The sequence below is a fragment of the Parabacteroides caeci genome, from assembly GCF_023656795.1.
In the GTDB taxonomy this organism is placed as follows: domain Bacteria; phylum Bacteroidota; class Bacteroidia; order Bacteroidales; family Tannerellaceae; genus Parabacteroides; species Parabacteroides segnis.
The window spans coordinates 67,428-89,312 of sequence record NZ_JAMOKT010000026.1; the positions used below are offsets into that span (position 1 = coordinate 67,428).

Consider the following 21,885-nt stretch of genomic DNA (forward strand, 5'->3'; position numbering starts at 1 on the left):
GAGGGATCGATGAATTATTGCGAGAAGATACGTTATAACATTTACACTACAGAGAAAGCGGATTTTGAGGAAATGGTGGATAAGCTGCTTGCCCAATTACCGCAGAACGAACAAATATTCAGGCTGGCCTTTTTCGGCATGCCGGATGATAATGAACAATATGTTTCGCGCCGCGTTATGTTGCGTGAAAAAGTACGTAAATACTATGGGAACCATGAACCGGTGTTGAGTTATGTATCCCAGCCGCCATTGAACGGAGGTTTGATACTGGAGGCTCATACATATACGCCGGATGAAGGAGACCATATTACATATAAACATATCGGGACATTCCCGTATGTGGTATTGGTAAATGGCAGCGGCCGTTTCCTGTTTGCCGGAGGTTTCCATGGCGATGTGATTAATTTCGGTATCGAGCAACAGTCGAAGGAAGTGTTCAAGCTGGTATCGGAGTTGTTGAGGAAGGAAGGATTCCCGATCAACAGCATTATCCGCCAGTGGAACTATATCGAGCAGATCACTAAGTTTGACGGCGAAGACCAGCATTACCAGATATTCAATAATGCCCGTAGCGATTATTATGCCATGACAACCTGGGAAAACGGTTATCCGGCAGCAACGGGTATCGGTGCTAATCTGGGAGGCATACTGGTTGATCTGGATGCTGCTGTATTCTCGAATCCGGATTGTTATGCAACACCGATCGACAATAAATTGCAGGTGGCTGCCCACGCTTATTCCGAAGGAGTACTGGAGCCGGCCCACAGCAAAAAGACGACTCCGAAGTTCGAGCGCGCCAAGAGCATGACATTTGGAGAACGTGAGGTGATCTATATCTCCGGAACTGCGGCTATCCGTGGCGAGGAGAGCTTGATAGGAGTGGGGTTGGAGCGTCAGCTTCATATTACGATGGAGAATATCGCTGAACTGATCGGTGAGGCGAAATTGAAAATGCTTCGGGTCTACCTGAAAGAGAAATCTTTCTTTGAGGAAGCTGAAAGGCTTTTGAATGCGTATGAGTTGAATATCCCCATATCATATATGTGGGCTGATGTTTGTCGGGATGAATTATTAATAGAGATAGAGGGAATAGCGGTGTTGTAACCCCTGCCATATCATGTTGACCGTTTGGCGAAATAAAGCAAATATTACTAACATAAATTAAAACAAAAATGAAAAAAGGATTGAGTATTAAAACAATGGCTGTGGGGCTTTTATTAAGTTCTATGGTTGCATGTACTGGCAACAAAACAAGTGACGCTACTTGTTGTAACGGAGAGGGCGGATGCACTGAACAGAGCAAATGCGATAAAAATTCTAATTGTAAAACTAATAAAGAAATGACTTATTCTAAGAAGTACACAAACGCCGATTTCTACAAAGACGGCAAATTCGATCAGGCAGTAGCTATCGAAGCAATGAAAGACATGTTTAAGTTCTATGATGTTCCTTTCACCGAACTGATGGCTAAAGACATGTGGGTTACAGACTTCGGTCTGGGTGACTTTGAAAACGTTGGTATGGGTGGTATTTTCTGGATCAACGATGCAGAACACGGATACTTCGCTCACGCTATTTACCTGCTTCCGGGACAGATGATCCCTGAACACGCTCACGTAAAAACTAAATTCCCTGCAAAACACGAATCATGGATGGTTGAAAAGGGATGGGTTTATAACTTCTCTGTACTTGGTGACGAAACTCCGAATGCTCCTGCAATTCCTGCAAGTCACGGACCTATCAAGAGCAAAAACTTCGTAGTTCAGAAAGTCGGTGATGTATTGCGTCTGAAAGAACTTGAATCATTCCACTTCATGATGGCAGGACCGGAAGGTGCTATCGTTGACGAATGGGCTTGTTATCATGACAATGACGGTTTGCGCTTCACAAACTCGAAGGCGTCTCTCTAACTCCAATCGTAGTTGTTAACACCTTATATTAATATTGAGATACATGAATAAATATTTTTTATTAGTATCACTCTTTTTATCTACTTCTTTCTTTGTTTCGGCTGCGCCGAAACAAAAGAAGGCGGATACCTGGATTGATGCATCAATTAAAGCAAAAACGGAACTGCAAACCCAGCTTCAGAAAACAGGAATGCCGATTATTTCCTCTTTCAAGAAGCATAAGGAAAAAGCAGAACCTTTTGCTGTTGACTTGAAAGGCGTAGATAAGCTGGTGCTTATCACTGCCGGAGGTCCGGATGGTTCTGATTACGACCAGGCTGTTTGGGGTAATGCCCGTTTGATTAAAGCGGACGGTACTGCTGTTTGGTTGGATGAAGTTCCTTTCGAATATGGTGTTGCCGGTTGGGCAAAGCCAAAAATGAATATTAATGCTTACGACCATGAGATTTTCATTGCAGGCAAAGAATACAAACACGGTGTTTTCTGCCATGCAAACGGAACTTTGGTTTATCCTATTAAAGGTGAATATGTTCGTTTTGAAGCTGAAGTAGGTATCGACGATACTTCTTCCGGCGGTAGCGTGTATTTCCAGGCATTGAACGTTGTTCCGAAGTTTGTCGGCGATGAGCTGATCGCTAAATATCCGGAACAGATCGGTATGTTGGGCGCTATGATGGACGGTTTGGACACTTGGTTGATCACCCCGGATGCTTCTATTGAAAAACAAGCAGTAGAAGCAATGGTCGGTAAGTTGAAAGACGGCTCTTATTATAAGAGTGTCGTTCAGCAGATCGCTAACGAAAAAGATGTAAATACACAAATCCGTAAATATCTGGAGTTGTTTGAAAAACTTCAGGATGTTTATGCGCTTCAGGGCGAACTGGAATGGCTGAATATCGATGCTATCAAGTTGGCATTTGCAGATATGAGCAAGCAGAAAGGTTTTGATGCTGCTAAATATCAGCCGATGCTGAATGAATTGGTACAACTTCAGCAGAAAGGTTTCAGTGGCATTTACAAAGGAGACGAACAAGCTATTGCCGATGCCCGCAAGGCATTGGATAATAAGAAAGCTATTTTGTTAGGTAACCCGTTACTGGATCCTGACAAGATCGTTGCCGTACGTTATAAATTAGGCTCTACTGCTCGTCAGGCAATGGCTCCGTCTTTGGGAACACAAGCTAATAACTGGAGTAATCAGGAATCTGCCCGCCGTAGTGGTTTCGATGCAGAGATCGTTGAATTGTCTAACCTGCGTGGTGACATGCAGATGAAGAGTATCTTCAAACCGATCGTTCCCGATGCCTCTATCGCTGACTTGAGAATGCACTGGGATGCAAACCGCGTTATGTTCACAACCCTGATGGGCGAGAACGACAAACGTTGGAATGTATACGAAGTAAAACTGGATGGAACAGGCTGCAAAAAGCTGATCGAGAATGAAGAACCTGACTTGGAATTCTATGATGGTACTTATCTTCCGGACGGACGTATTATTGCTAACTCCAACATCGGTTACCAGGGGGTTCCTTGTGTAAGTGGTGATGACCCGGTTGGTAATATGGTTCTTTATACTCCGGAACAGAAGAATCTGCGTCGTCTGACATTTGACCAGGATGCCAATTGGAACCCGGTTGTAATGAATAACGGACGTGTGATGTATACCCGTTGGGAATATACTGACCTGACTCACTATTATTCTCGTATCGTGATGCATATGAATCCGGACGGAACAGAGAACAAGGCTTTGTATGGTAGTGGTTCAATGTTCCCGAACAGTACGTTCGACATTCAGCCGTTGCCCGGACATGGTTCTGCTTTCGTTGGTATTATCTCAGGACACCACGGTGTTGCCCGTTCAGGACGTCTGATCATCTTCGACCCGACAAAGGGACGTAAGAATGTACAGGGTATGGTTCAGGAAATTCCTCACCGTAACCGTCCTATCCAGGAGTTGATCAAAGACGAATTGGTAAATGGCGTATGGCCTCAGTTCGTTAAACCGACTCCGCTGAATGACAAATATTTCCTGGTTGCTGCCAAGTTAGACCCGCAGTCTTTGTGGGGACTTTATCTGGTCGACATCTATGATAACGTAACTTGTCTGATGCAGGCAGAAGGTGAAGGTTATATCAGCCCGATCCTGGTGAAGGAAACAAAAACACCTCCGGCAATTCCTGATCGTGTGAAGCTGAATGAAAAAGAAGCTACTATCTTTATTCAGGATATTTATGAAGGTGAAGGTCTGCGCGGTATTCCTCGCGGAACTGTAAAAGAACTTCGTCTGCATGCTTATGAATATGCTTATGTGAAGACTCGTTCAGACCACAACTGGCATGGTATCCAGAGTGGTTGGGATATCAAACGTTTGTTAGGTACTGTACCTGTTGAAGAAGACGGTTCGGCTATCTTCAAAGTTCCGGCTAATACTCCTATCTCTATCCAGCCGATCGACAAGGACGGCGTTGCTGTTCAGTGGATGCGTAGTTGGGTAACCGGCCAGCCGGGTGAAGTGGTATCTTGTATCGGTTGTCACGAAGACCAGAATCAGATTCCTATTCCGAAACGTGTGATGGCTTCTCAGAAAGCGGCTGCTCCGTTGAAGGCTCCTGAAGGTGGTGTTCGTTCATTCACATTCGACCTGGAAATTCAGCCTATCCTGGATCGTGCTTGTATCGCTTGTCATAATGGCGAAGGCAAGGCATTCGACCTGCGTGGCGGTAAGAAAGACAAACTGGGTTATGGCACATCTTATCTGAACATTCATCCGTACGTACACCGTCAGGGTGGTGAAGGTGATATGGTTGTTCTTCAGCCGTATGAATATCATCCGAACACCAGCGAATTGGTTCGTATCCTGAAGAAGGGTCACCATAACGTGAAACTGACTGACGCAGAATGGTTGAAACTGTACAACTGGATCGACTATAATGCTCCTGATAAAGGTTACTTCGATGCAAACGTTCTGGGTAAGGAAATCATCCCGTACCAGGGATTCGATCAGATCCAACGTCGTAAAGAATTGACTGACAAATATGCTAATGGCATGGGTGTAGACTGGAAGAAAGAAATCGCTGACTACGCTTCTTATTTGAAGGCTCAGGGCCCGATCACTCCGGTTATGCCTGAAAAAGCAGCTCCTGTAAAGGTGAAGAATGTGAAAGCTAAAGGTTGGCCGTTCGACAAAGCAGCTATCAAAGATATGCTTGCAAAGGAAACGAGCAACCGTAAAGAGGTTGAAATCGCTCCGGGCGTGAAGATCAATTTCGTTCGTATCCCTGCCGGTGAATTCGTAATGGGTAGCTATAATGGCGAATCTGATGCTTATCCTACTGCTAAGGTGAAGATCGACAAACCGTTCTGGATGGGTGAAATGGAAATTACCAACCAGCAGTTCAATGCGATTTATCCGGATCATGACAGCCGTTTCGTAGACCAGTTGTGGAAAGACCACGTGGTACAGGGTTATCCGGCTAACGAGCCGAATCAACCGGTAATCCGTGTAAACTACAATGATGCAATGGATTATTGTAAGCAACTGAGCGAAAAGACAGGTCTGAACATTACGCTTCCGACAGAAGCACAATGGGAATGGGCTTGCCGCGCAGGTAGCGACAGTGATTTCTGGTATGGTGATATGAATACTGACTTCGGTAAATATGAAAACCTGGCTGACAAGACTACTTTACTGTTCGCAGTAAGTGGTGTAGACCCGAAACCGATGTCTCCGAATTCTTATTGGTATAAGTATTATACTTATCTGCCGAAAGAAGAAGGAGTAGACGACGGTCAGCTGATCCAGACAGGCGAAAAGGTGTATGAAGCCAACCCGTTCGGTTTGTATAACATGCACGGTAATGTTTCAGAATGGACCCGTTCAGACTATGTGCCTTATCCGTATAATCCGAAGACAAAACTGACTTCAGATCATAAAGTGGTTCGTGGTGGTTCATATATCGAACGTCCGAAATTCTCTACTGCTTATGCACGTAAGGCTTACTATCCGTACCAGCGTGTATTTAACGTAGGTTTCCGTGTAATCATCGAAGACTAATCGGTAAGATATGTCCTAGATATAGATAAAATCTATTAGGTGGCCCCGGTAAGGCCGGGGTCACTTAATTGAAAATTCTTATCTTTGGCGGCATAACTTAATAAAACAACAAATGAAAGCAACTCTCGAAAGAATACTATCTTCCTTTGTAACAACAATTGTTTTGTTACTCCTCTATGGTTTTGGCCTGGCTGTCGCCACTTTTATAGAAAAGTATCATGGAACAGCAGCAGCTAAAGCAATGATTTATTATTCCCCTTTATTCTTTTTGTTGCAGTTCCTCTTAGTCGTTAATTTTATTGTCATTGCTGTTAAGTACCAGTATTGCAAACTGCACAGATGGGGCTTAATGGTTGTTCATACTTCCTTTATCATTATCCTTCTTGGCGCCCTCACGTCCTTCCAGTTCGGCGAAGAAGGTATCCTTCATATCCGCGAAGGAGAATCAACCGATCAGATAGCAGTCCGCCAGGGCGATCTGACAACATTCCACACTTTACCCTTCACCGTAGAATTGGTGAAATTTACTTTAACCCGCTATCCGGGTTCGTCCAGTCCGTCTTCTTATGAAAGCGAATTGCTGGTGCATGTAGATGGTAAAACACGCCACGAACATGTATTTATGAATAATGTGTTAGATGTAAAAGGTTACCGTTTCTTCCAGGCTTCTTACGATCCGGACGAACAGGGTACCGTACTTTCCGTCAACCGCGATGTAGCCGGACGGAATATAACGTATACAGGTTACCTGTTGTTGGTAATCGGTCTTATCTTATCCTTGGTAGGGAAGAATTCCCGTTTTATGGCGTTGAGCCGTCGTTTGAAAGAATTTCGCTCTGTTGCACAATCGGCAACAATGATTATCGCCTTGCTGGCATTATCGGTGTCGGTAAATGCAAAAGAAGAAACTTCGTCCATGCTGGATGCCGTACAGAAATATGCGGTGTCTCCGGAACATGCCGCTAAGTTCGGCGCATTGCCGATCCAGTCGCATAGCGGCCGTATGATGCCTATCAATACCTTTTCTTCGGAAATCCTGCGTAAGCTGCATAAGTCGGATAAGATCGGAAATCTGAACTCCGACCAGTTCCTGTTGAGCCTGCTTTCCATGCCGGATATGTGGATGCGCGTTCCTTTTATTGCTTTATCCAATAAAGAACTGGCTAATTATTATGACCTGACAGACGGCGAATGTGCTTATCTTCAGGCGTTCGATAATAAAGGCGATTATAAATTGCAACAGAAACTGGAGGAAGCCTACAACAAGATGCCTGCCGAACGGACCCGTTTCGACAAGGACCTGCTGAAACTGGACGAGCAGATCAACATCTTCCACCAGTTGATCAATTACCAGATGTTGAACCTGTTCCCGAAAGAGGACGACCCAAACCATAAATGGTATGCCCCCGGTGATGACTTGTCCGAATTTGCCGGCAAGGACTCCATGTTTGTTTCCCGCATCATGGGCTGGTATTTGGCCGAAGTACAGGATGCTTTGCAGGGTGGCGACTGGTCGAAAGCCAATGAGGTGATCGACATGATCAGTACTTATCAGCAGGCAAAGAACAAAACACTGGATATCTCTCCGAAAAAGATAGAGACTGAATTGAAATATAACAAGATGGACGTGTTCCGTCAGTGTAAGAAAGGCTATCTGATCCTGGGAGGATTGATGCTTGTACTCTCTTTCGCCATGCTGTTCAAACAGCAGAAGTGGATGAAGGCAGGTCTCTGGATAATGGGAATAGGCGTGTTGGCCGTATTTCTTTTACATATGTACGGCATGGGGATGCGTTGGTATATTGCCGGATATGCGCCGTGGAGTAACTCGTATGAAACAATGGTATATGTTGCCTGGGCGACAGTCTTGGCAGGTCTGCTGTTTGTAAGACGCAGTACGGTGACCTTTGCACTGGCTACTTTGTTCGGCGGTATTATCCTATTCGTCTCCGGACTGAACTGGATGGACCCGGAAATCAATCCGCTCGTTCCGGTACTGAAATCGCCGTGGCTGATGTTCCATGTAGCTGTAATCGTTGCCGCTTATGGCTTCTTCGGTATCAGTTGTCTGATCGGACTGACGAACCTGGTGATGACGAGCATCGCCGGAAAGAAAAATACGGAATTACTGAAAGCCCGTGTGAAAGAACTGACTATCGTCAATGAAATGGCGCTCTGGGTAGGTCTAGCTTTGATGACGATCGGAACATTCCTCGGTGCCGTTTGGGCGAACGAGTCATGGGGACGTTACTGGGGATGGGACCCGAAAGAAACATGGGCATTGATTACGATGGTGGTTTATGCCGTGGTTGTTCACCTTCATCTGGTGAGACGCTGGTATAGCGACTGGTTATTCAATCTGTGCTCGGTCGTTGCTTTCTCATCCGTATTGATGACATTCTTCGGAGTGAATTATTTCCTGAGCGGCATGCACTCGTACGGACAGAACGATAATGTACATGGAATCTTTACTTATTTATATATAGCCGGTGCAGTTGTGATAATCCTCGGAATATTGTCAAGGATCGGGTATAATAAGACGAAAGAAGAATAAAACGAATGAATTATTAATATAGAAGTTAAACATTAAATTTTAGTGATCATGAGAACATTTAATCATGTAGGTATCATTACCAACGAAAACCAAGAAGGTGCAATGTTCAACGAAGGTTTGAACGTATGGTTAACCGATTACAGCAAGAGCCCTAACAAGATCGAATTCCTGAAGTTTGACGATCCTGCAAAGAGTTGTCTGCCTGAATTGGTTAAATCAAATGGTCATATCGCTTATACAGTTCCTTCACTGGACGAAGCGCTGAAAGATGCGAAAGTGATCTTTGGCCCGGCTGTATGCGACGAACATCTGACTATCGCTTTCATCGAAGAAGAAGGCATCGCAATCGAATTAATGGAAATTAAATAATTTATAAACCTAAACGAAACAAGGAGGAAAAACACCATGGCAGAAATTAAGACTAAATTTATAAATGATCCCGAACAAGTAACTCCGGAATTGCTGGAAGGTTATGTATTGGCTTATCCTGATCAGGTAAAGCTGGCTGCTGAAAACGTTGTTGTTCGCGCTAATCCGAAAAGCGAAGACAAAGTAGCTATCGTTACATTAGGCGGTTCAGGCCACGAACCTGCGTTGAGCGGTTTCGTAGGCGACGGTATGCTCGACTGCTCCGTAGTAGGCGACGTATTTGCAGCTCCGGGTGCACAGCGTCTGTTCCAGGCTTTGCAGTTGATGAAACGCGAAGCAGGTATCCTGTTGGTTGTATTGAACCACTCAGGCGACGTGATGAGTGCAAACATGGCTTGCCAGCTGGCAGAACGCGTAGGCATCAAAGTAAAACAACTTCTGACTCACGATGATATCAGTGCCGGTATCGGTGCTCCGACAAACGATCGTCGCGGTTTGGCTGGTTGCGTACCTTTGTATAAGATTCTGGGTGCTGCTGCCGACGAAGGCAAATCATTGGACGAACTGATCGAGATCGGCGAACGTTACAACGAAAAAGTAGCTACTTTGGCTGTTGCTATGCGTTCTTGTACTCATCCGCAAAACAATGCTACAATCACTGACCTGCCTGCCGGTATCATGGAAATCGGTATGGGACAGCACGGTGAAGGTGGTGGCGGCCAGAAACCGCTGGTATCTGCCGATGCTACTGCAGCCGAAATGGTAGACCTGCTGTGTCAGCAACTGCAACCGAAGGCTGGCGACAAGATGATGCTTATCATCAACGGCGTAGGCGCTACTACTCATATGGAATTGAATATCATCTTCCGCAAGGCTTACAAAGAATTGGAAGCACGTGGTCTGGAAGTAGTATTCGGCCGTATCCAGGAAATCCTGACGGTTCAGGAACAAGCCGGTTTCCAGATGATCGTAGGTATTTTGGATGAAGATCATATTGACTATTTAAAGAACAAGAGTGCAAACGCACCGTATTGGACAACTATCGGTAAATAAACAAATAAACATGAAACAACTGACTATTGAGGCTTTCAAAGGTATGCTGAATAACGCCTTAACGCATATCAAAGCCCGCGAAGAAGAATTCTCTAAACTGGATGCGGTAATCGGTGACGGCGATCACGGACAGGCTATCGTAACTGCTTTCTCTGTTGTAGTGAAAGCTGGCGAGAAAGGAACGGAATTCAAATCTATGCTGAATGACATGGGATTTGGCGTGATGCTGGAAACAAGCGGATCGACAAGTACGCTGTTAGGAGCATTTTTCCTTGGAATGAGCGACAATGCTGCCGGTACTGAACTGGATGCTGCCGCTGTGAAGAAGATGTTTGCCGGAGGCCTTGCAAATGTGCAGAAACAGACACAGGCTAAGAAGGGTGATAAAACCATGATGGACGCCCTGATCCCCGCAATCGAAGCAATCGAAGCATCTACTTCAGACGATGTCAAGGAAATCATGACAGCAGGTGCTGAAGCAGCTATCAGAGGTGCTGAAGAAACTGTCAACATGAAAGCAAACTTCGGACGTGCCCGTAACTACGGCGAACGTTCTATCGGTTACGCCGATAGCGGTGCTACTTCCTGGAGCTGTATGTTTGCCTCTTTCGCAGAAGCATTATAATAGAATAACTAACTTTTTTAAATATAGAAAATAGAAAAATGGCAGATTTAGATGATTTGAGAGAAGGCAGTAACTTCGGTTTAGGTGTTGCTAACTCTCAGCAACAAAGTTTCCATGTGAAAGGTGCTGAAAACCTTCCTTGGGGTATGAAAGATCGTTTATCACGTATCTTCAACCCGAAAACAGGCAAAGCCGTAATGTTGGCTTTCGACCACGGCTTCATCATGGGACCGACTTCAGGTTTGGAACGTATCGACCTGAATATTGTACCGCTGGTTGAATATGCCGACTGTATCATGTGTACACGCGGTATCCTTCAGTCTTCAATCCCGACAACAACAAACAAACCTATCTGTTTGCGTTCGGATGCTGGTACTTCTATCCTGACTGACCTGAACGACAATGTTCTGATCGACATAGAAGATGCTATCCGCATGAACGTTTCAGCTATGGCTGTGATGTTGGCTATCGGTGACGAAGCACACGAAGCGAAGACGATCGCCAACCTGTACAAGGCTGTAGATAAAGGAACTCGTTATGGTATTCCTGTAATGGGTGTGACTGCTGTCGGCAAACAGATGGCACGCGACGCTCGTTACTTCGGTCTGGCTTCCCGTATCTGTGCTGAAAACGGTGCAAATATCGTGAAGACTTACTATTGCGAAGGTTTCGAAAAAGTAGTTGCTGCTTGTCCGGTTCCTGTTGTGATTGCAGGCGGTAAGAAATTACCTGAACTGGAGGCATTGGAACTGTGTTACAAGGCTATCAACGACGGTGCTGCCGGTGTTGACATGGGACGTAACGTATTCCAGTCTGAAAATCCTGTCGCTATGATCCAGGCTGTTCACGCAGTGGTTCATGACGGTTTGACTCCGCAACAAGGTTTTGAAAAGTTCCAGGATTTGTCTAAGTAATTAATTATTATACTCCGAAGGGGCGGGGCTCTGCTCTGCCCCTTGTTGTATCTAAACATAACATAATACATATATTGAATTGCCATGAAGAAAATATTCACATTATTGTGCTCTGCTCTTTTCTTATTTGCTGCCACTTCCTGCCAGCAAAAGGCTCAGAAATTATTGTTGGCCGGTTCAGGCTGGAATAAGGTCGTTATCATCGATAAGAATACAAAGCAGATAGAATGGGAGCATCCTATACAAAAAGGTTGGGAATGTAATTCAGCCGTTGCTACTCCGGACGGAAACATCCTGTTCGCCTATAAAAAAGGTGCAAAACTGATTACCCGCGATCAGAAAGAGTTATGGAACATTCCGGCTCCGGATACTTGCGAGATGCAGACTGCCCGTGTATTGCCCGACGGTAATTACCTGTTGGCATGGTGCGGCCATCCGGCTAAGATCATGGAAGTAAGCCCGAAAGGTGATATACTTTCAGAAACTGTATACGAAACAGGTATCGACCACCCGCATGCTCAGTTCCGCCAGGTGAACAAGAACAAGGCAGGCAATTATCTGATGCCTCTTTTCGCTACATCTGAAGTACGTGAAATCTCTCCGGCCGGCGAACTGATTAAAACAACGAAGCTGGAAGGTACTCCGTACAGCACCGTATTGCTGAACAACGGCAATTACATGGTAGCTTGCGGTGACGGACATTCTCTGATGGAAGTAAATCTGGACAAAGGCGAAGTAATCCGCCGGATCGGCGAAAAGGATATCGAAGGTGTTTCTTTATTCTTTGTTGCCCAGCTGTTGCCTACATCAAACAACGGTCTGTATATCTGTAACTGGCAGGGACACGACCCCAGTGCAAAAGAATCAAACAACCCGCAGTTGATGGAGATCGACGGTAACAACAAAGTTATCTGGAGCCTGAATGACAACGATACATTCGGCATGATCTCTTCTGTCTGCCCGATCGACTAAGTAGATTATCTATAACTCTGGTTGTAACTGATTCCCCTCTTGAGAGGGGATAAGGGGTGTGTTATTGTTCGCCTATATGACTAGCATTAACATACCCCCTGCCCCCTCTCGAGAGAGGAAAAGTTACTTTCTTCACTCTCCACAGAAGGATTTATAACTTTCTCCATTTTTTATATATCTTTGTCAAACGTTAAACCTAAAAACAAACTTAATATCATGAAATTGCAACCAATCGACATCTTTATCATCGGACTCTATCTGGTGGCCATGATCGTCATCGGATTAGTGTTAAAGAAAAGAGCGTCGAAAAACATGGACTCCTACTTCCTGGGAGGGAAAACACTACCTTTTTATATGTTAGGCTTGTCTAATGCATCCGGCCAGTTCGATATCTCTGGTACTATGTGGATGGTTACACTAGCCTTTATTTATGGAATTAAAAGTGCCTGGGTGCCCTGGCTCTGGCCTGTATTTAACCAGATCTTCTTGATGGTCTATCTCTCTGTCTGGCTGCGCCGGTCGAATGTGTTGACAGGGGCGGAATGGATACAGACACGGTTCGGAAAGAACAAAGGCGCCAGCCTGTCGCATACGATTGTCGTTATCTACGCCCTGATCGGTGTGCTGGGTTTCCTTAGTTACGGCTTTATCGGCGTGGGTAAATTTATGGAGATATTCTTCCCGTGGGATTTTGTTTCCCAGTATGTCCCGTTTGATATACCGGCTGAATACGTGCCGCATGCTTACGGTATATTCTTTACAGCTATCGCCACGATCTATGTGATGCTGGGCGGTATGCTGAGTATCGTATGGACCGATGTGGTTCAGTTTGCCATTATGACGGTTGCCGGTATCACGATTGCCGTTATCGCTATGATGAAGGTAAGCCCTGAAACGATTGCTTCTATCGTACCTGCCGGTTGGGATAGTCTGATGCCTGGGTGGAACCTTGATTTGCATTGGACCGACATTTTCAGCGATGTAAATACAAAGATAATGAACGACCAGTTCGGTTTGTTCGGGATCTTTATTATGATGATGCTTTTCAAAGGAGTGTTTAATAGTATGGCGGGACCTGCCCCCAACTACGATATGCAGAAGATCCTTTCCTGCCGTAACGGTAAGGAAGCAGCCTTAATGAGCGGTTCTGTTCCTGTCATCCTGCTTATCCCGCGTTATCTGATGATTATGGGATTTACGATCCTGGCGCTGGCTTTCTTCAAGGACCTGGATTTGACGACAAAGACCGGAGCGATCGACTTCGAACTGATCCTGCCGAATGCTATTAACCAGTTCGTGCCCGTTGGAGTATGCGGATTGCTGCTTGCCGGATTGCTTGCCGCCTTTATGTCTACTTTTGCCTCAACGGCAAACGCGGCGCCTGCTTATATTGTAAATGACATCTATAAAAAATATATCAACCCGAATGCCAGCAACAAGACGATGATCCGTGCCAGCTATATCGTAACGGTAGCGGTGGTTGTTGTCAGTGTGGTGATCGGTTTCTTCGTGGAAAGCGTAAACTCCGTCCTGCAATGGATCACGTCTGCTTTGTATGGCGGATATATTGCTGCCAACCTGCTGAAATGGCACTGGTGGCGTTTTAACGGGAACGGTTATTTCTGGGGAATGATTACCGGTATCCTGGCCGCTATGGTATGCCCGTTCATCTTCGACGGCTATACGATGGTAGACGGACATTTTGTGGAAAGGGTGGGCGAGTATGCCAACAATGCTCCGATGCTGCCGTTGTTCTACTTCCCGGTTTTGCTGGTTGTTTCTCTGATCGGTTGTATCGTCGGTACTTATGCGGCTCCTCCGGTAGACGACGAAACACTGGAACGTTTCTACATCACCGTACGTCCGTGGGGTTACTGGAAACCTGTTTATAATAAGGTTGTAGCCAAATATCCGCAGGTGAAGGCGAATAAAAACTTCAAACGCGATATGTTCAATGTGGCCATCGGCATTATCTGGCAGATGTGTCTGACCATTATTCCGATGTATATCGTGATCCGTGAAGGCATGCCGTTGATAACCAGCATCCTGATCCTGGCTATCACTACGTTGGTGCTGAAAAAGAACTGGTACGACAAGATGAGCAAGGATGAAGTCGAGTATAATGTTTTGATGGAAGAACTGAAATTGAATGAAAAGAAGTAATTTTGTCATGCGAAGTTATGAGAAAGGTCTAAGATATTGAAAATGAGCATGCATTATCCGCTCATTATGGTAATAGGTTACGATTTAGTTAGTTATCTACTGCATCATCCTTCTGCACGTTGCGTAACCTTCAAAGAACTCTTCAAGTGCAAAAGTACAAATAAAACGGGAGATTAAGACAAAATCTCCCTGATTTTTTCACCTTATTTTTGCGGGCTTTTCCGTAAAAGCGGTTTTGTCCGTCGGTACACCATCGCCCAAAAGGATTTTGGACGACCGTATGCCGACTACCGCATAAGCGGAGAAAAGGGCTTTGCGTCACGCCTGAACGAGCGATTATCGTTTCAGACTTATGACGCGAGGCCCATTTCTTTTTGCGCTTATGCCAAGGAGGTGCTTTTACGGATTTTCAGAGGACTTTTTCTTTTTTGCTGTTCCTTTGAGCCGTAAGCGGAAAGCCGTGCATGACCGCTTGCCCATGAATGGCACAAGCCGTCACCCACAGCAGGCAAACCGGGAAGAATGATTTTATCCGCCCGATCTGACAAGTCTGGCCGAACATATAAAATCATACTTCCTTGCATGTGGTTTGCCCGGTTTCACGCTTCCGGCGATATTCCTTTTCCTTTGAGGCTTCTTCTTTTTACGGATTTCTCTTTTGAAGTTTTTCCTGTCTAATCTGCCTCCACTTCCGTTTACCTCCATTTTCGCGCCTTTCAGTGGGCCGCATCAGACAGTCATTTCCGTTCTGGGCGCAAAGGTAACTCCGGGATTGGACGGGAAAGCAAGGTCAAGCCTCCTGTTTCCGGCAAAAATCTCCAGCCCTGCGGGTAGTATTTTGGCCGAAAAACCTTGCATTCCCTAATCCCTACCTTTTCAAGCACCCGAAACGAAAACGACCGATGCGACAGAAAGACGCATTAAAAAAATGTCGGATAAACGAGAGGCAGATAGATAGTTTGAAACTCAACTCCCTCAGCTCTTGAATCCGCATTAAAAAACAAAAAATCAAAAACAGCGAAAATATGACGGCAACGGCAAATTTCAGACAAATGGCGCAGTACATAGGGCTTGCGATATGCGGCTTGATGGTGCGCACCGCCTTCGGGATGTTCGGCATCCTTTGGGACATCATCATGGAGATTGTAAACGGAGTGTTCCGAGTGGCGATAGGCGTAATCGTGGCTATCCTTTCCACTATCGCCTTCTTCGGATTTATTCTTTGGTTATTTACCCTTTAACCCCTACCGACATGGCAAAGAGAAGCAGCAAGACAGTAGAACAGCAGTGCAGATATTACGAGGTGGGCAACATCTTCGTGTATATGGTGGAAACGTACATCAACGGCAACATATCCGTGTTCCGTGAACTCTACCGAGAACTGAACAAGGACGCACGAAAGGACTTCATGGACTTCCTTTTGAGCGAGGTTGAGCCGACCTATTGGAGAGGAATACTGAAACAGACAATCTAAAATGACAGCGATATGAACAAGACAACGGAAAAGATACCTACATGGAGCTTGTGTTACCTTACGGGCGGTGACCGGGCGGGGCTGACGGAGGAAGAAGTCCGCTTGATAGACAAATGGACAAGCGATTGGCAGGTGCAAATCGTTTCGCCCCTCACGGACATGGACGGCAACGCACAGCCGTACTTCTCATACTATCCACTTTTCGGACTACCTGCCGAAGTGGAGGACTGCGACATACTTTATCTGAATGACAACCCAGCTAAAATTTGACGATATGAAAGGAACAGACCATTTCAAGAGAACGATACAGATGTATTTGGAGCAGCGTGCAGCGGAAGATGCGCTCTTTGCCAAGAACTACCGCAACCCTGCCAAGAACATGGACGATTGCATCACCTACATTCTGAACTATGTGAAGAACAGTGGTTGCAACGGCTTCACGGACGGGGAGATTTACGGACAAGCCGTGCATTACTATGACGAGAACGAGATAGAGGTGGGCAAGCCTATCCAATGCCAAGTGGCGGTGAACCACGTTGTGGAACTCACGGCGGAGGAAAAAGCGGAGGCACGGCAGAAAGCCGTCCGCCAATACCAAGAGGAAGAACTCCGCAAGTTGCAGAACCGCAACAAGCCGACAGCGAAGAAAGAAACCAAAGTAGAACCCTCATTATTTGACTTCTGACCATGAAACCGAGAAACAAGTTTGAAAAGGCTGTGCTTGCCCAAAGCAAAAGCCTTCGTCCGATAACCAAACGGCAAATGGATTGGGCTTTCCGTGAGTGCATAGACCATTACGCCTATCGACTGCCGAAAGGTCGCACCACCTGCATGGACTGCGGACACGGCTGGCTTATGGCAGAGCCAAGCGACAGCTGCACCTGCCCCAAGTGCGGTGCAAGGCTGAAAGTGCGCCAAACTTTCGAGCGCAAACTTCCGCAGAAGCAGTATTTCACCGTCCTCACCACGAGCGGAGAATACCAAGTGCTGCGCAAGTTCCTGCTTGTCGTGGAGATGGAGAAAGGCTGTAAGGCAAAGCCTTATTCGCTTGAAATCGGGCAGTATTGGTGGAACGCACAAGGGCGCATGGCGGTGGTGGGCATACAGCGTGTGTTGGGTCGCTACATCGACACGTTCTCCTTCGGCTCTCCGCTTGCAGTCCGCAGCGACAATGCGGCATACCGCCACATCGCCTATTCCCCGATATATCCCAAGTCCAAGGTTTTGGACGTATTGCGCAGGAACGGCTTTGACGGTGACTTCCATGACATAGTGCCGACCAGACTCATCCCTGCCTTGCTTTCCGACAGCCGAGCCGAAACACTTATGAAGGCAGGGCAATACCCGATGTTGCACCACTATCTGACATCACGTTTCGACATGGAGAGGTATTGGGCATCCGTGAAGATATGTATCCGCAACGGCTACACCATTTCGGACGGCTCAATGTGGTGCGACACCATAGACCTCCTGCGGCATTTCGGCAAGGACACGAACAGCCCGAAGTACGTCTGCCCCTCCGACCTCAAATCCGAACACGACAAGCTGGTGGCAAGGCGCAACCGACAAAGGGAACGTGAACGGACGGAACAGCAACGCATGAAAGCGATTGAGGACGAGAAGAATTATCTGAAAACCAAAGGAATGTTTTTCGGACTTGCATTCTCTGACAACCTTATACTTGTCAAGGTCATTGAAAGCGTGGAGGAAATGGAAACGGAAGGAAGGCTAATGCACCATTGTGTGGGCGGCTACCACAATCGGAAAAATTCCCTGATACTCTCCGCACGGATAGACGGCAGGCGCATAGAAACGGTGGAGGTGTCACTGAAAACCTTTGAGGTGGTGCAGTGCCGTGGCGTATGCAACGAGAACACCGAGTACCACGACCGCATCATCGCCCTTGTGAACAGTAACATGAGCCTTATCCGTCAGCGGATGAACGCAGCATAATATCAACCTATAATTATAATATTGAACAACATGGAAGTAAGATTTGAAAGCATGGTTTGCTTGTGGGACGATAAAATCCCCACGATGTTTCTTGAATTTGTGAACCTCCTCACTCTGACAACGAGTGAGGAGCAGTTAAGACGGGGTGTAAAGGAGTTTGCCGAAAAACACGAACTTGACAAGTTCTTCCATTACGGCTACGGACGCAGGCACTTTTGGATTCACCAACGCTATACGAGCAACCCCGAAATGGTAATGAAAAACAGAGTCCTGTCAGTACATTTTTAACGACCATTAAAAGCAACGATTATGGACAGAAAGAGGAAACTTCATTACTACAAGTATATCGTCAAAAGACATTTGAACGATATAAAGGCGCATATCGGATTATCCAAGAACGAAATGGAGAGAAGTTACTACCGTACCTACTATGCTGCCCAATTGAGTGTCTATGCAGAAGCACTCGGAGTGCAGGAAAAGTATTTAGAAAAATTCATTCAAAAATAGATGATTATGGCAACACGAATGACCGTTAACGGAGTAAGCACCTGCACGGAAGCAGGTACGGAGAAATACGAGCGTTTCCAATCGGGTATCGGCAGACGCAAGCGGACACTTGTGCAGTACGACTACCGCCACCCTTTGGACGGAGAGTTGTTCTCTTGTGTCAAACCCACGTTGGACGAGTGCCGAGCCGCACGGGACAAGTGGCTTACGGCAAAAGAAGGGAAGGAGGACAACCGATGAACGCAGCCTACCAAACGCTGATAGTGAAGTTCAGCGAGCCTATCAAAGTATTGGACGGCATCTTTGACGATGCCGAAGCGTGGGGAGTTGATACCCTAAAAGGGTGGATAGACGACTACGAGAGCAGCAGGTTTACCGCCATTGACCGCCATACGGCAGTCATCACAAGCGAGTACAATATGAAGTGCCTTATGGAGTGGTTGAAACGAAACACGCCCATTGCCGAGATAACAGAATGTTGAACAAGTTGGCGGTGTCCGCACCGCCAACCTAAAACCAAGAAAAGCATGATAGCAAAGACGATTTTAGAGCAGATAGGCGGCAGACGCTTTGCCGCCATGACGGGAAGCAAGGACTTCATAGACATGGGCAACGGCTTACGCATGAGCCTTGCGAGGAACAGGACAAGCGCAAACCGCCTTGACATCATCTATGACGCAGGATTAGACCTTTACAATATGCGTTTCTACCGCAGGACGTTCAGCAAAAAGACGTTCGAGTGTAAGACGAAGGACATAGCCACGCACGAAGGTATCTATTGCGATATGCTGGAAGAAATGTTCACGATGGTAACGGGACTTTACACCCGATTTTGAGAGGCGGGCGGCAGAAGCCGCCTACTTTCTTTCATGAGCATGATGGCGGGTAAGAAAGTAGGCAAAGAAACCGCAGTCCTAATCTACGATAGTATTCACAAAAACAAAGTTTTAGTCATGGAAGCAATCAGACAGAACGGAAAAATCATCCTGCACAGCGATGAGGGGACAAGCATAAGGATGATTTTCAAAAACCTCACGGGCAGGAATTTTCAAGGTCAGGAGTATGCGGATTATATCCGGTATATTGCAATCGGGACATGGGATTTTCGCCCGGCATCATCGAGCATTGCAGGGACGGTGAGGTAATCGGCAAAGGAAAAATCCCGAATGTATGAAAAGCGGAAAATCCGATGAAGTCGCGACTTCATCGGATTTTCATTTGTCAGACACTTTCCATGTTACGGAACGTACAGCAACGCAAACTCCGCCTTTCTCCGTTTGAGCAGCATGGCGTGTCGTTTCCCCTTGTAATGGCAGAAAGCGATATATTCCCGGTAAATGTTCCTGTCGCCTGCCTCCAACTTCTTAATTAGCGTGCTTTTGGGGTATCGCTTGCTTCCCAAGAGCTTCGCAGGACCCACATTGAAAGCCAACGTGCCAAGCAAAACGCTGTCGCGCCCGAACTGTCGGAACATGGCACAGAATTTCCGCAGGTCTTTCCGCAGGAGTGCGTCCGCCTGCCGCTTCGTCATGGTGCGTGCCGAGTATTTCTCGCCTTTTTGTAAACGATGACCCCAGCCTATGTATGGATAGCAACCCTCCGAGTGCCAGCCCTCAAAGTAGCGCGTACACAAGAAAGCCCTCTCATGCAGGGACAGATGGTATAGTCCCGTTCCCTTACCTGTTTCTCTATGGCGGTTGCCCTGCGCCCACAAAGAGCAGACCGCCGAAAGGAAACAGAGCGTCAGTATCATCCTGCACTTCCTCATAGGCTCATAACAGGATGATAGTAACCGGCAGGCAGGGTGCCAACAACCTTTTCTTCCTCATCATCGGAGCGGTTTGAGTTGTTGAAGTCAAATTCCAGTTCGTAGGAATTTTTGAAGTTATCTTCTATTACCACGATGAAGTTGTGCGCCTCGTCACCCTGCGCCGTGTAATACAGCCGGAACTTCCCGTTTTCGAGCAGGTAGCGGTCATTGGGCAGGAAGGTGATGCCATTGTCCATTTTCAGTGTGCCTTCACCCTCGAACTGGAAATACCGGATGGTATAGAGGGTATTGGCGAAATCGCCCGTCTTTTTCAACTCACAGCGGATTTCCACCGTCTGCCCCTTTGTGACCTTGTTCGGCACGGGCATGGTTTCCACCGTAAAGGGATAGGATTGCTGGATGTCCATGTCGTCATCGCACGATACGAATGTGAATGACACTGCGGCGACGAGGCAAAATGCCAATGCCTTGAAGATTGATGTTCTCTTGTTCTTGTTGTTCAGTATGTTCATTATTCTTTGATTTTTAGATTGTTGTTCTTTTGTTGTTTTCTTGATACTTGTTGCAGGTACTCGTTCAAGTCCTTGCAGCCTTGATAGATGCCGGAACGGTCTGTCACCTTTCCTCCGTAGCGTGTCCGCAGGGCTTCCATTGCCCTGCGCCCTGCCTCGTCACGGTCGAGGTAACAGTCGATGCGCCCGTACCCGTCTAAGTGTTTCACCGCCTTACCTACGTTGGCGACGGAGTTCAGCACAAGGCTGTCACTCGTCGCCAAACCGAGTGTGGCGGCGGACAGGAAGTCCATGAAGCCCTCGAACACGCTGCACACGTCGGCAGCGGTATCTTCCGCCTTTATCAGTGACACATCTTTGGGTGGCACGCAACCCTTGAAGCGGCGGCTTCGGGTTTCATAGCCGCCCGACACGTTCGGAAAGCCGACGGCAAAGTACCGCTTACCACGCACACCGTAGTTCAGGCGGCAGCAGTGGCGGGATGCAACAGCATAAGGGATGCCCCGTTCCGCCAGATAATCCGTCAGTGGAGAGCGAAGCAGCGGAACTGCCTCCAATCTTTCAAAAACGGGTTCGGTCGGCTCCGGTTGATAGGTCGGCATTTTTAACCTATCAACCGTCATATTGGCGGCATCCGCAATGAACTTCACCTGTTCCATAAAGTCACCGCTTTGCGCCAACTCCCCGGCAAGCGTGAAGATGTCACCGCCTTTGCCCAAACCGAAGTCATACCAGAGCTGCTTCGCCACGTTCACACGGAAAGAGGGCGTGCACTCGTTTCGGTACGGCGCACGATACCACAGCTCGTTGCCGCTCCTTCGTACAGGCTCGTGCCCCAACCGTGCGAGGAAGTCCGCAAGGGGTATCCGCCTCATGTTTTCAATGTCCGTCCGTTCCATACTTTCCGTGTCAGTTGATGATGAACTTGACGCCATATGTTAGCTTTCAATTTATGTTGTATAATAATTGTATTTAACTTGCGAACAGTTAGTTGTGTGTTTTTTGGGTAACATATTTTAGGATGTCTACCTATGCTTTATTATTAATTTTTTAA

At 46.7% G+C, this 21,885-nt stretch carries 23 protein-coding genes and 1 pseudogene; 21 read left to right on the forward strand and 3 right to left on the reverse strand.

The genetic code is table 11. The features are described from left to right. Window positions 1-9 precede the first annotated feature (9 nt). The 21 genes and pseudogenes from NBH15_RS14420 to NBH15_RS14520 all read left to right on the forward strand — a co-directional run bounded on the left by NBH15_RS14420 (window position 10) and on the right by NBH15_RS14520 (window position 19,722). Window positions 10-1,104 (forward strand): chorismate transformation FkbO/Hyg5 family protein, encoded by a 1,095-nt coding sequence (locus NBH15_RS14420; protein WP_007655971.1) that lies wholly within the window; start codon window positions 10-12, stop codon window positions 1,102-1,104. A 68-nt stretch (window positions 1,105-1,172) separates the two neighbouring features. Further along, entirely contained in the window at window positions 1,173-1,910 is a 738-nt protein-coding gene (locus NBH15_RS14425) for a cupin domain-containing protein (RefSeq protein ID WP_250822932.1), read from the forward strand. 43 nt (window positions 1,911-1,953) lie between these two features. Further along, on the forward strand, window positions 1,954-5,964 hold the full coding sequence (locus NBH15_RS14430; protein WP_250822933.1) for an SUMF1/EgtB/PvdO family nonheme iron enzyme: 4,011 nt from the start codon (window positions 1,954-1,956) through the stop codon (window positions 5,962-5,964). A 112-nt stretch (window positions 5,965-6,076) separates the two neighbouring features. Beyond that, window positions 6,077-8,518 carry a cytochrome c biogenesis protein CcsA gene (locus tag NBH15_RS14435; protein ID WP_250822934.1) on the forward strand — a complete coding sequence of 814 codons (2,442 nt, stop codon included), beginning with the start codon at window positions 6,077-6,079 and terminating at the stop codon, window positions 8,516-8,518. A gap of 48 nt (window positions 8,519-8,566) precedes the next feature. Beyond that, window positions 8,567-8,887 carry a hypothetical protein gene (locus NBH15_RS14440; RefSeq protein ID WP_007655979.1) on the forward strand — a complete coding sequence of 107 codons (321 nt, stop codon included), beginning with the start codon at window positions 8,567-8,569 and terminating at the stop codon, window positions 8,885-8,887. 36 nt (window positions 8,888-8,923) lie between these two features. Continuing rightward, a complete protein-coding gene (locus tag NBH15_RS14445) occupies window positions 8,924-9,940 on the forward strand; it encodes a dihydroxyacetone kinase subunit DhaK (RefSeq protein ID WP_250822935.1) in 1,017 nt (338 codons plus the stop codon). 10 nt (window positions 9,941-9,950) lie between these two features. Continuing rightward, window positions 9,951-10,565 (forward strand): DAK2 domain-containing protein, encoded by a 615-nt coding sequence (locus NBH15_RS14450; protein WP_250822936.1) that lies wholly within the window; start codon window positions 9,951-9,953, stop codon window positions 10,563-10,565. 38 nt (window positions 10,566-10,603) lie between these two features. Further along, the gene (gene lsrF, locus NBH15_RS14455; RefSeq protein WP_250822937.1) at window positions 10,604-11,479 is read left to right on the forward strand and encodes a 3-hydroxy-5-phosphonooxypentane-2,4-dione thiolase; all 876 of its coding nucleotides are present in this window, start codon (window positions 10,604-10,606) and stop codon (window positions 11,477-11,479) included. Window positions 11,480-11,563: 84 nt separating this feature from the next. Then, the gene (locus NBH15_RS14460; RefSeq protein ID WP_186961759.1) at window positions 11,564-12,451 is read left to right on the forward strand and encodes a beta-propeller domain-containing protein; all 888 of its coding nucleotides are present in this window, start codon (window positions 11,564-11,566) and stop codon (window positions 12,449-12,451) included. Window positions 12,452-12,667: 216 nt separating this feature from the next. Next, complete coding sequence (locus NBH15_RS14465; RefSeq protein ID WP_250822938.1) at window positions 12,668-14,614, forward strand: sodium:solute symporter family protein; 1,947 nt, start codon at window positions 12,668-12,670, stop codon at window positions 14,612-14,614. Between the two features lie 1,025 nt (window positions 14,615-15,639). Further along, window positions 15,640-15,855 carry a hypothetical protein gene (locus NBH15_RS14470; protein ID WP_032941018.1) on the forward strand — a complete coding sequence of 72 codons (216 nt, stop codon included), beginning with the start codon at window positions 15,640-15,642 and terminating at the stop codon, window positions 15,853-15,855. A gap of 11 nt (window positions 15,856-15,866) precedes the next feature. Continuing rightward, window positions 15,867-16,088: a type 2 periplasmic-binding domain-containing protein gene (locus NBH15_RS14475; protein WP_032941017.1), complete on the forward strand. Its 222-nt coding sequence runs from the start codon at window positions 15,867-15,869 to the stop codon at window positions 16,086-16,088. A gap of 12 nt (window positions 16,089-16,100) precedes the next feature. Beyond that, window positions 16,101-16,358 (forward strand): DUF6926 domain-containing protein, encoded by a 258-nt coding sequence (locus NBH15_RS14480; protein ID WP_008655927.1) that lies wholly within the window; start codon window positions 16,101-16,103, stop codon window positions 16,356-16,358. A 4-nt stretch (window positions 16,359-16,362) separates the two neighbouring features. Beyond that, window positions 16,363-16,773 (forward strand): PcfK-like family protein, encoded by a 411-nt coding sequence (locus tag NBH15_RS14485; protein WP_032941016.1) that lies wholly within the window; start codon window positions 16,363-16,365, stop codon window positions 16,771-16,773. Window positions 16,774-16,775: 2 nt separating this feature from the next. Continuing rightward, on the forward strand, window positions 16,776-18,041 hold the full coding sequence (locus NBH15_RS14490) for a PcfJ domain-containing protein (RefSeq protein ID WP_117720296.1): 1,266 nt from the start codon (window positions 16,776-16,778) through the stop codon (window positions 18,039-18,041). A gap of 30 nt (window positions 18,042-18,071) precedes the next feature. Then, complete coding sequence (locus tag NBH15_RS14495; protein WP_008655920.1) at window positions 18,072-18,329, forward strand: DUF8466 domain-containing protein; 258 nt, start codon at window positions 18,072-18,074, stop codon at window positions 18,327-18,329. A 21-nt stretch (window positions 18,330-18,350) separates the two neighbouring features. Then, complete coding sequence (locus tag NBH15_RS14500) at window positions 18,351-18,548, forward strand: hypothetical protein (protein ID WP_008655918.1); 198 nt, start codon at window positions 18,351-18,353, stop codon at window positions 18,546-18,548. A 6-nt stretch (window positions 18,549-18,554) separates the two neighbouring features. Further along, a complete protein-coding gene (locus NBH15_RS14505) occupies window positions 18,555-18,788 on the forward strand; it encodes a DUF3873 domain-containing protein (protein ID WP_008655916.1) in 234 nt (77 codons plus the stop codon). Continuing rightward, complete coding sequence (locus tag NBH15_RS14510) at window positions 18,785-19,030, forward strand: DUF6956 domain-containing protein (RefSeq protein WP_250822939.1); 246 nt, start codon at window positions 18,785-18,787, stop codon at window positions 19,028-19,030. Before NBH15_RS14505 ends, NBH15_RS14510 begins: the two co-directional genes overlap by 4 nt. A gap of 45 nt (window positions 19,031-19,075) precedes the next feature. Continuing rightward, complete coding sequence (locus NBH15_RS14515) at window positions 19,076-19,384, forward strand: hypothetical protein (RefSeq protein WP_008655912.1); 309 nt, start codon at window positions 19,076-19,078, stop codon at window positions 19,382-19,384. A gap of 117 nt (window positions 19,385-19,501) precedes the next feature. After that, window positions 19,502-19,722 (forward strand): annotated as a pseudogene (locus tag NBH15_RS14520) (DUF7688 family protein). Between the two features lie 63 nt (window positions 19,723-19,785). On the opposite strand, the gene NBH15_RS14525 reads toward NBH15_RS14520, so the two are convergent. Genes NBH15_RS14525 through NBH15_RS14535 form a run of 3 tightly spaced genes read right to left on the reverse strand, consistent with a single transcriptional unit; the run spans window position 19,786 to window position 21,730 of the window. Then, the gene (locus NBH15_RS14525; RefSeq protein ID WP_008655907.1) at window positions 19,786-20,316 is read right to left on the reverse strand and encodes a glycoside hydrolase family protein; all 531 of its coding nucleotides are present in this window, start codon (window positions 20,314-20,316) and stop codon (window positions 19,786-19,788) included. Then, complete coding sequence (locus NBH15_RS14530; RefSeq protein ID WP_008655905.1) at window positions 20,313-20,831, reverse strand: DUF3872 domain-containing protein; 519 nt, start codon at window positions 20,829-20,831, stop codon at window positions 20,313-20,315. The genes NBH15_RS14525 and NBH15_RS14530 overlap by 4 nt, the downstream gene beginning before the upstream one ends. Then, window positions 20,831-21,730, reverse strand: coding sequence for a DUF8464 domain-containing protein (locus NBH15_RS14535; RefSeq protein ID WP_106624771.1), 900 nt, complete (start codon window positions 21,728-21,730; stop codon window positions 20,831-20,833). The genes NBH15_RS14530 and NBH15_RS14535 overlap by 1 nt, the downstream gene beginning before the upstream one ends. Between the last annotated feature and the right edge of the window lie 155 nt (window positions 21,731-21,885).

Bases quoted from the DNA above. Each gene is read 5' to 3' on its own strand.
- NBH15_RS14420 (WP_007655971.1), top strand. From the start codon at position 10: ATGAATTATTGCGAGAAGATACGTTATAACATTTACACTACAGAGAAA.
- NBH15_RS14425 (WP_250822932.1), top strand. From the start codon at position 1,173: ATGAAAAAAGGATTGAGTATTAAAACAATGGCTGTGGGGCTTTTATTA.
- NBH15_RS14430 (WP_250822933.1), top strand. From the start codon at position 1,954: ATGAATAAATATTTTTTATTAGTATCACTCTTTTTATCTACTTCTTTC.
- NBH15_RS14435 (WP_250822934.1), top strand. From the start codon at position 6,077: ATGAAAGCAACTCTCGAAAGAATACTATCTTCCTTTGTAACAACAATT.
- NBH15_RS14440 (WP_007655979.1), top strand. From the start codon at position 8,567: ATGAGAACATTTAATCATGTAGGTATCATTACCAACGAAAACCAAGAA.
- NBH15_RS14445 (WP_250822935.1), top strand. From the start codon at position 8,924: ATGGCAGAAATTAAGACTAAATTTATAAATGATCCCGAACAAGTAACT.
- NBH15_RS14450 (WP_250822936.1), top strand. From the start codon at position 9,951: ATGAAACAACTGACTATTGAGGCTTTCAAAGGTATGCTGAATAACGCC.
- lsrF (WP_250822937.1), top strand. From the start codon at position 10,604: ATGGCAGATTTAGATGATTTGAGAGAAGGCAGTAACTTCGGTTTAGGT.
- NBH15_RS14460 (WP_186961759.1), top strand. From the start codon at position 11,564: ATGAAGAAAATATTCACATTATTGTGCTCTGCTCTTTTCTTATTTGCT.
- NBH15_RS14465 (WP_250822938.1), top strand. From the start codon at position 12,668: ATGAAATTGCAACCAATCGACATCTTTATCATCGGACTCTATCTGGTG.
- NBH15_RS14470 (WP_032941018.1), top strand. From the start codon at position 15,640: ATGACGGCAACGGCAAATTTCAGACAAATGGCGCAGTACATAGGGCTT.
- NBH15_RS14475 (WP_032941017.1), top strand. From the start codon at position 15,867: ATGGCAAAGAGAAGCAGCAAGACAGTAGAACAGCAGTGCAGATATTAC.
- NBH15_RS14480 (WP_008655927.1), top strand. From the start codon at position 16,101: ATGAACAAGACAACGGAAAAGATACCTACATGGAGCTTGTGTTACCTT.
- NBH15_RS14485 (WP_032941016.1), top strand. From the start codon at position 16,363: ATGAAAGGAACAGACCATTTCAAGAGAACGATACAGATGTATTTGGAG.
- NBH15_RS14490 (WP_117720296.1), top strand. From the start codon at position 16,776: ATGAAACCGAGAAACAAGTTTGAAAAGGCTGTGCTTGCCCAAAGCAAA.
- NBH15_RS14495 (WP_008655920.1), top strand. From the start codon at position 18,072: ATGGAAGTAAGATTTGAAAGCATGGTTTGCTTGTGGGACGATAAAATC.
- NBH15_RS14500 (WP_008655918.1), top strand. From the start codon at position 18,351: ATGGACAGAAAGAGGAAACTTCATTACTACAAGTATATCGTCAAAAGA.
- NBH15_RS14505 (WP_008655916.1), top strand. From the start codon at position 18,555: ATGGCAACACGAATGACCGTTAACGGAGTAAGCACCTGCACGGAAGCA.
- NBH15_RS14510 (WP_250822939.1), top strand. From the start codon at position 18,785: ATGAACGCAGCCTACCAAACGCTGATAGTGAAGTTCAGCGAGCCTATC.
- NBH15_RS14515 (WP_008655912.1), top strand. From the start codon at position 19,076: ATGATAGCAAAGACGATTTTAGAGCAGATAGGCGGCAGACGCTTTGCC.
- NBH15_RS14525 (WP_008655907.1), bottom strand. From the start codon at position 20,316: ATGAGGAAGTGCAGGATGATACTGACGCTCTGTTTCCTTTCGGCGGTC.
- NBH15_RS14530 (WP_008655905.1), bottom strand. From the start codon at position 20,831: ATGAACATACTGAACAACAAGAACAAGAGAACATCAATCTTCAAGGCA.
- NBH15_RS14535 (WP_106624771.1), bottom strand. From the start codon at position 21,730: ATGGAACGGACGGACATTGAAAACATGAGGCGGATACCCCTTGCGGAC.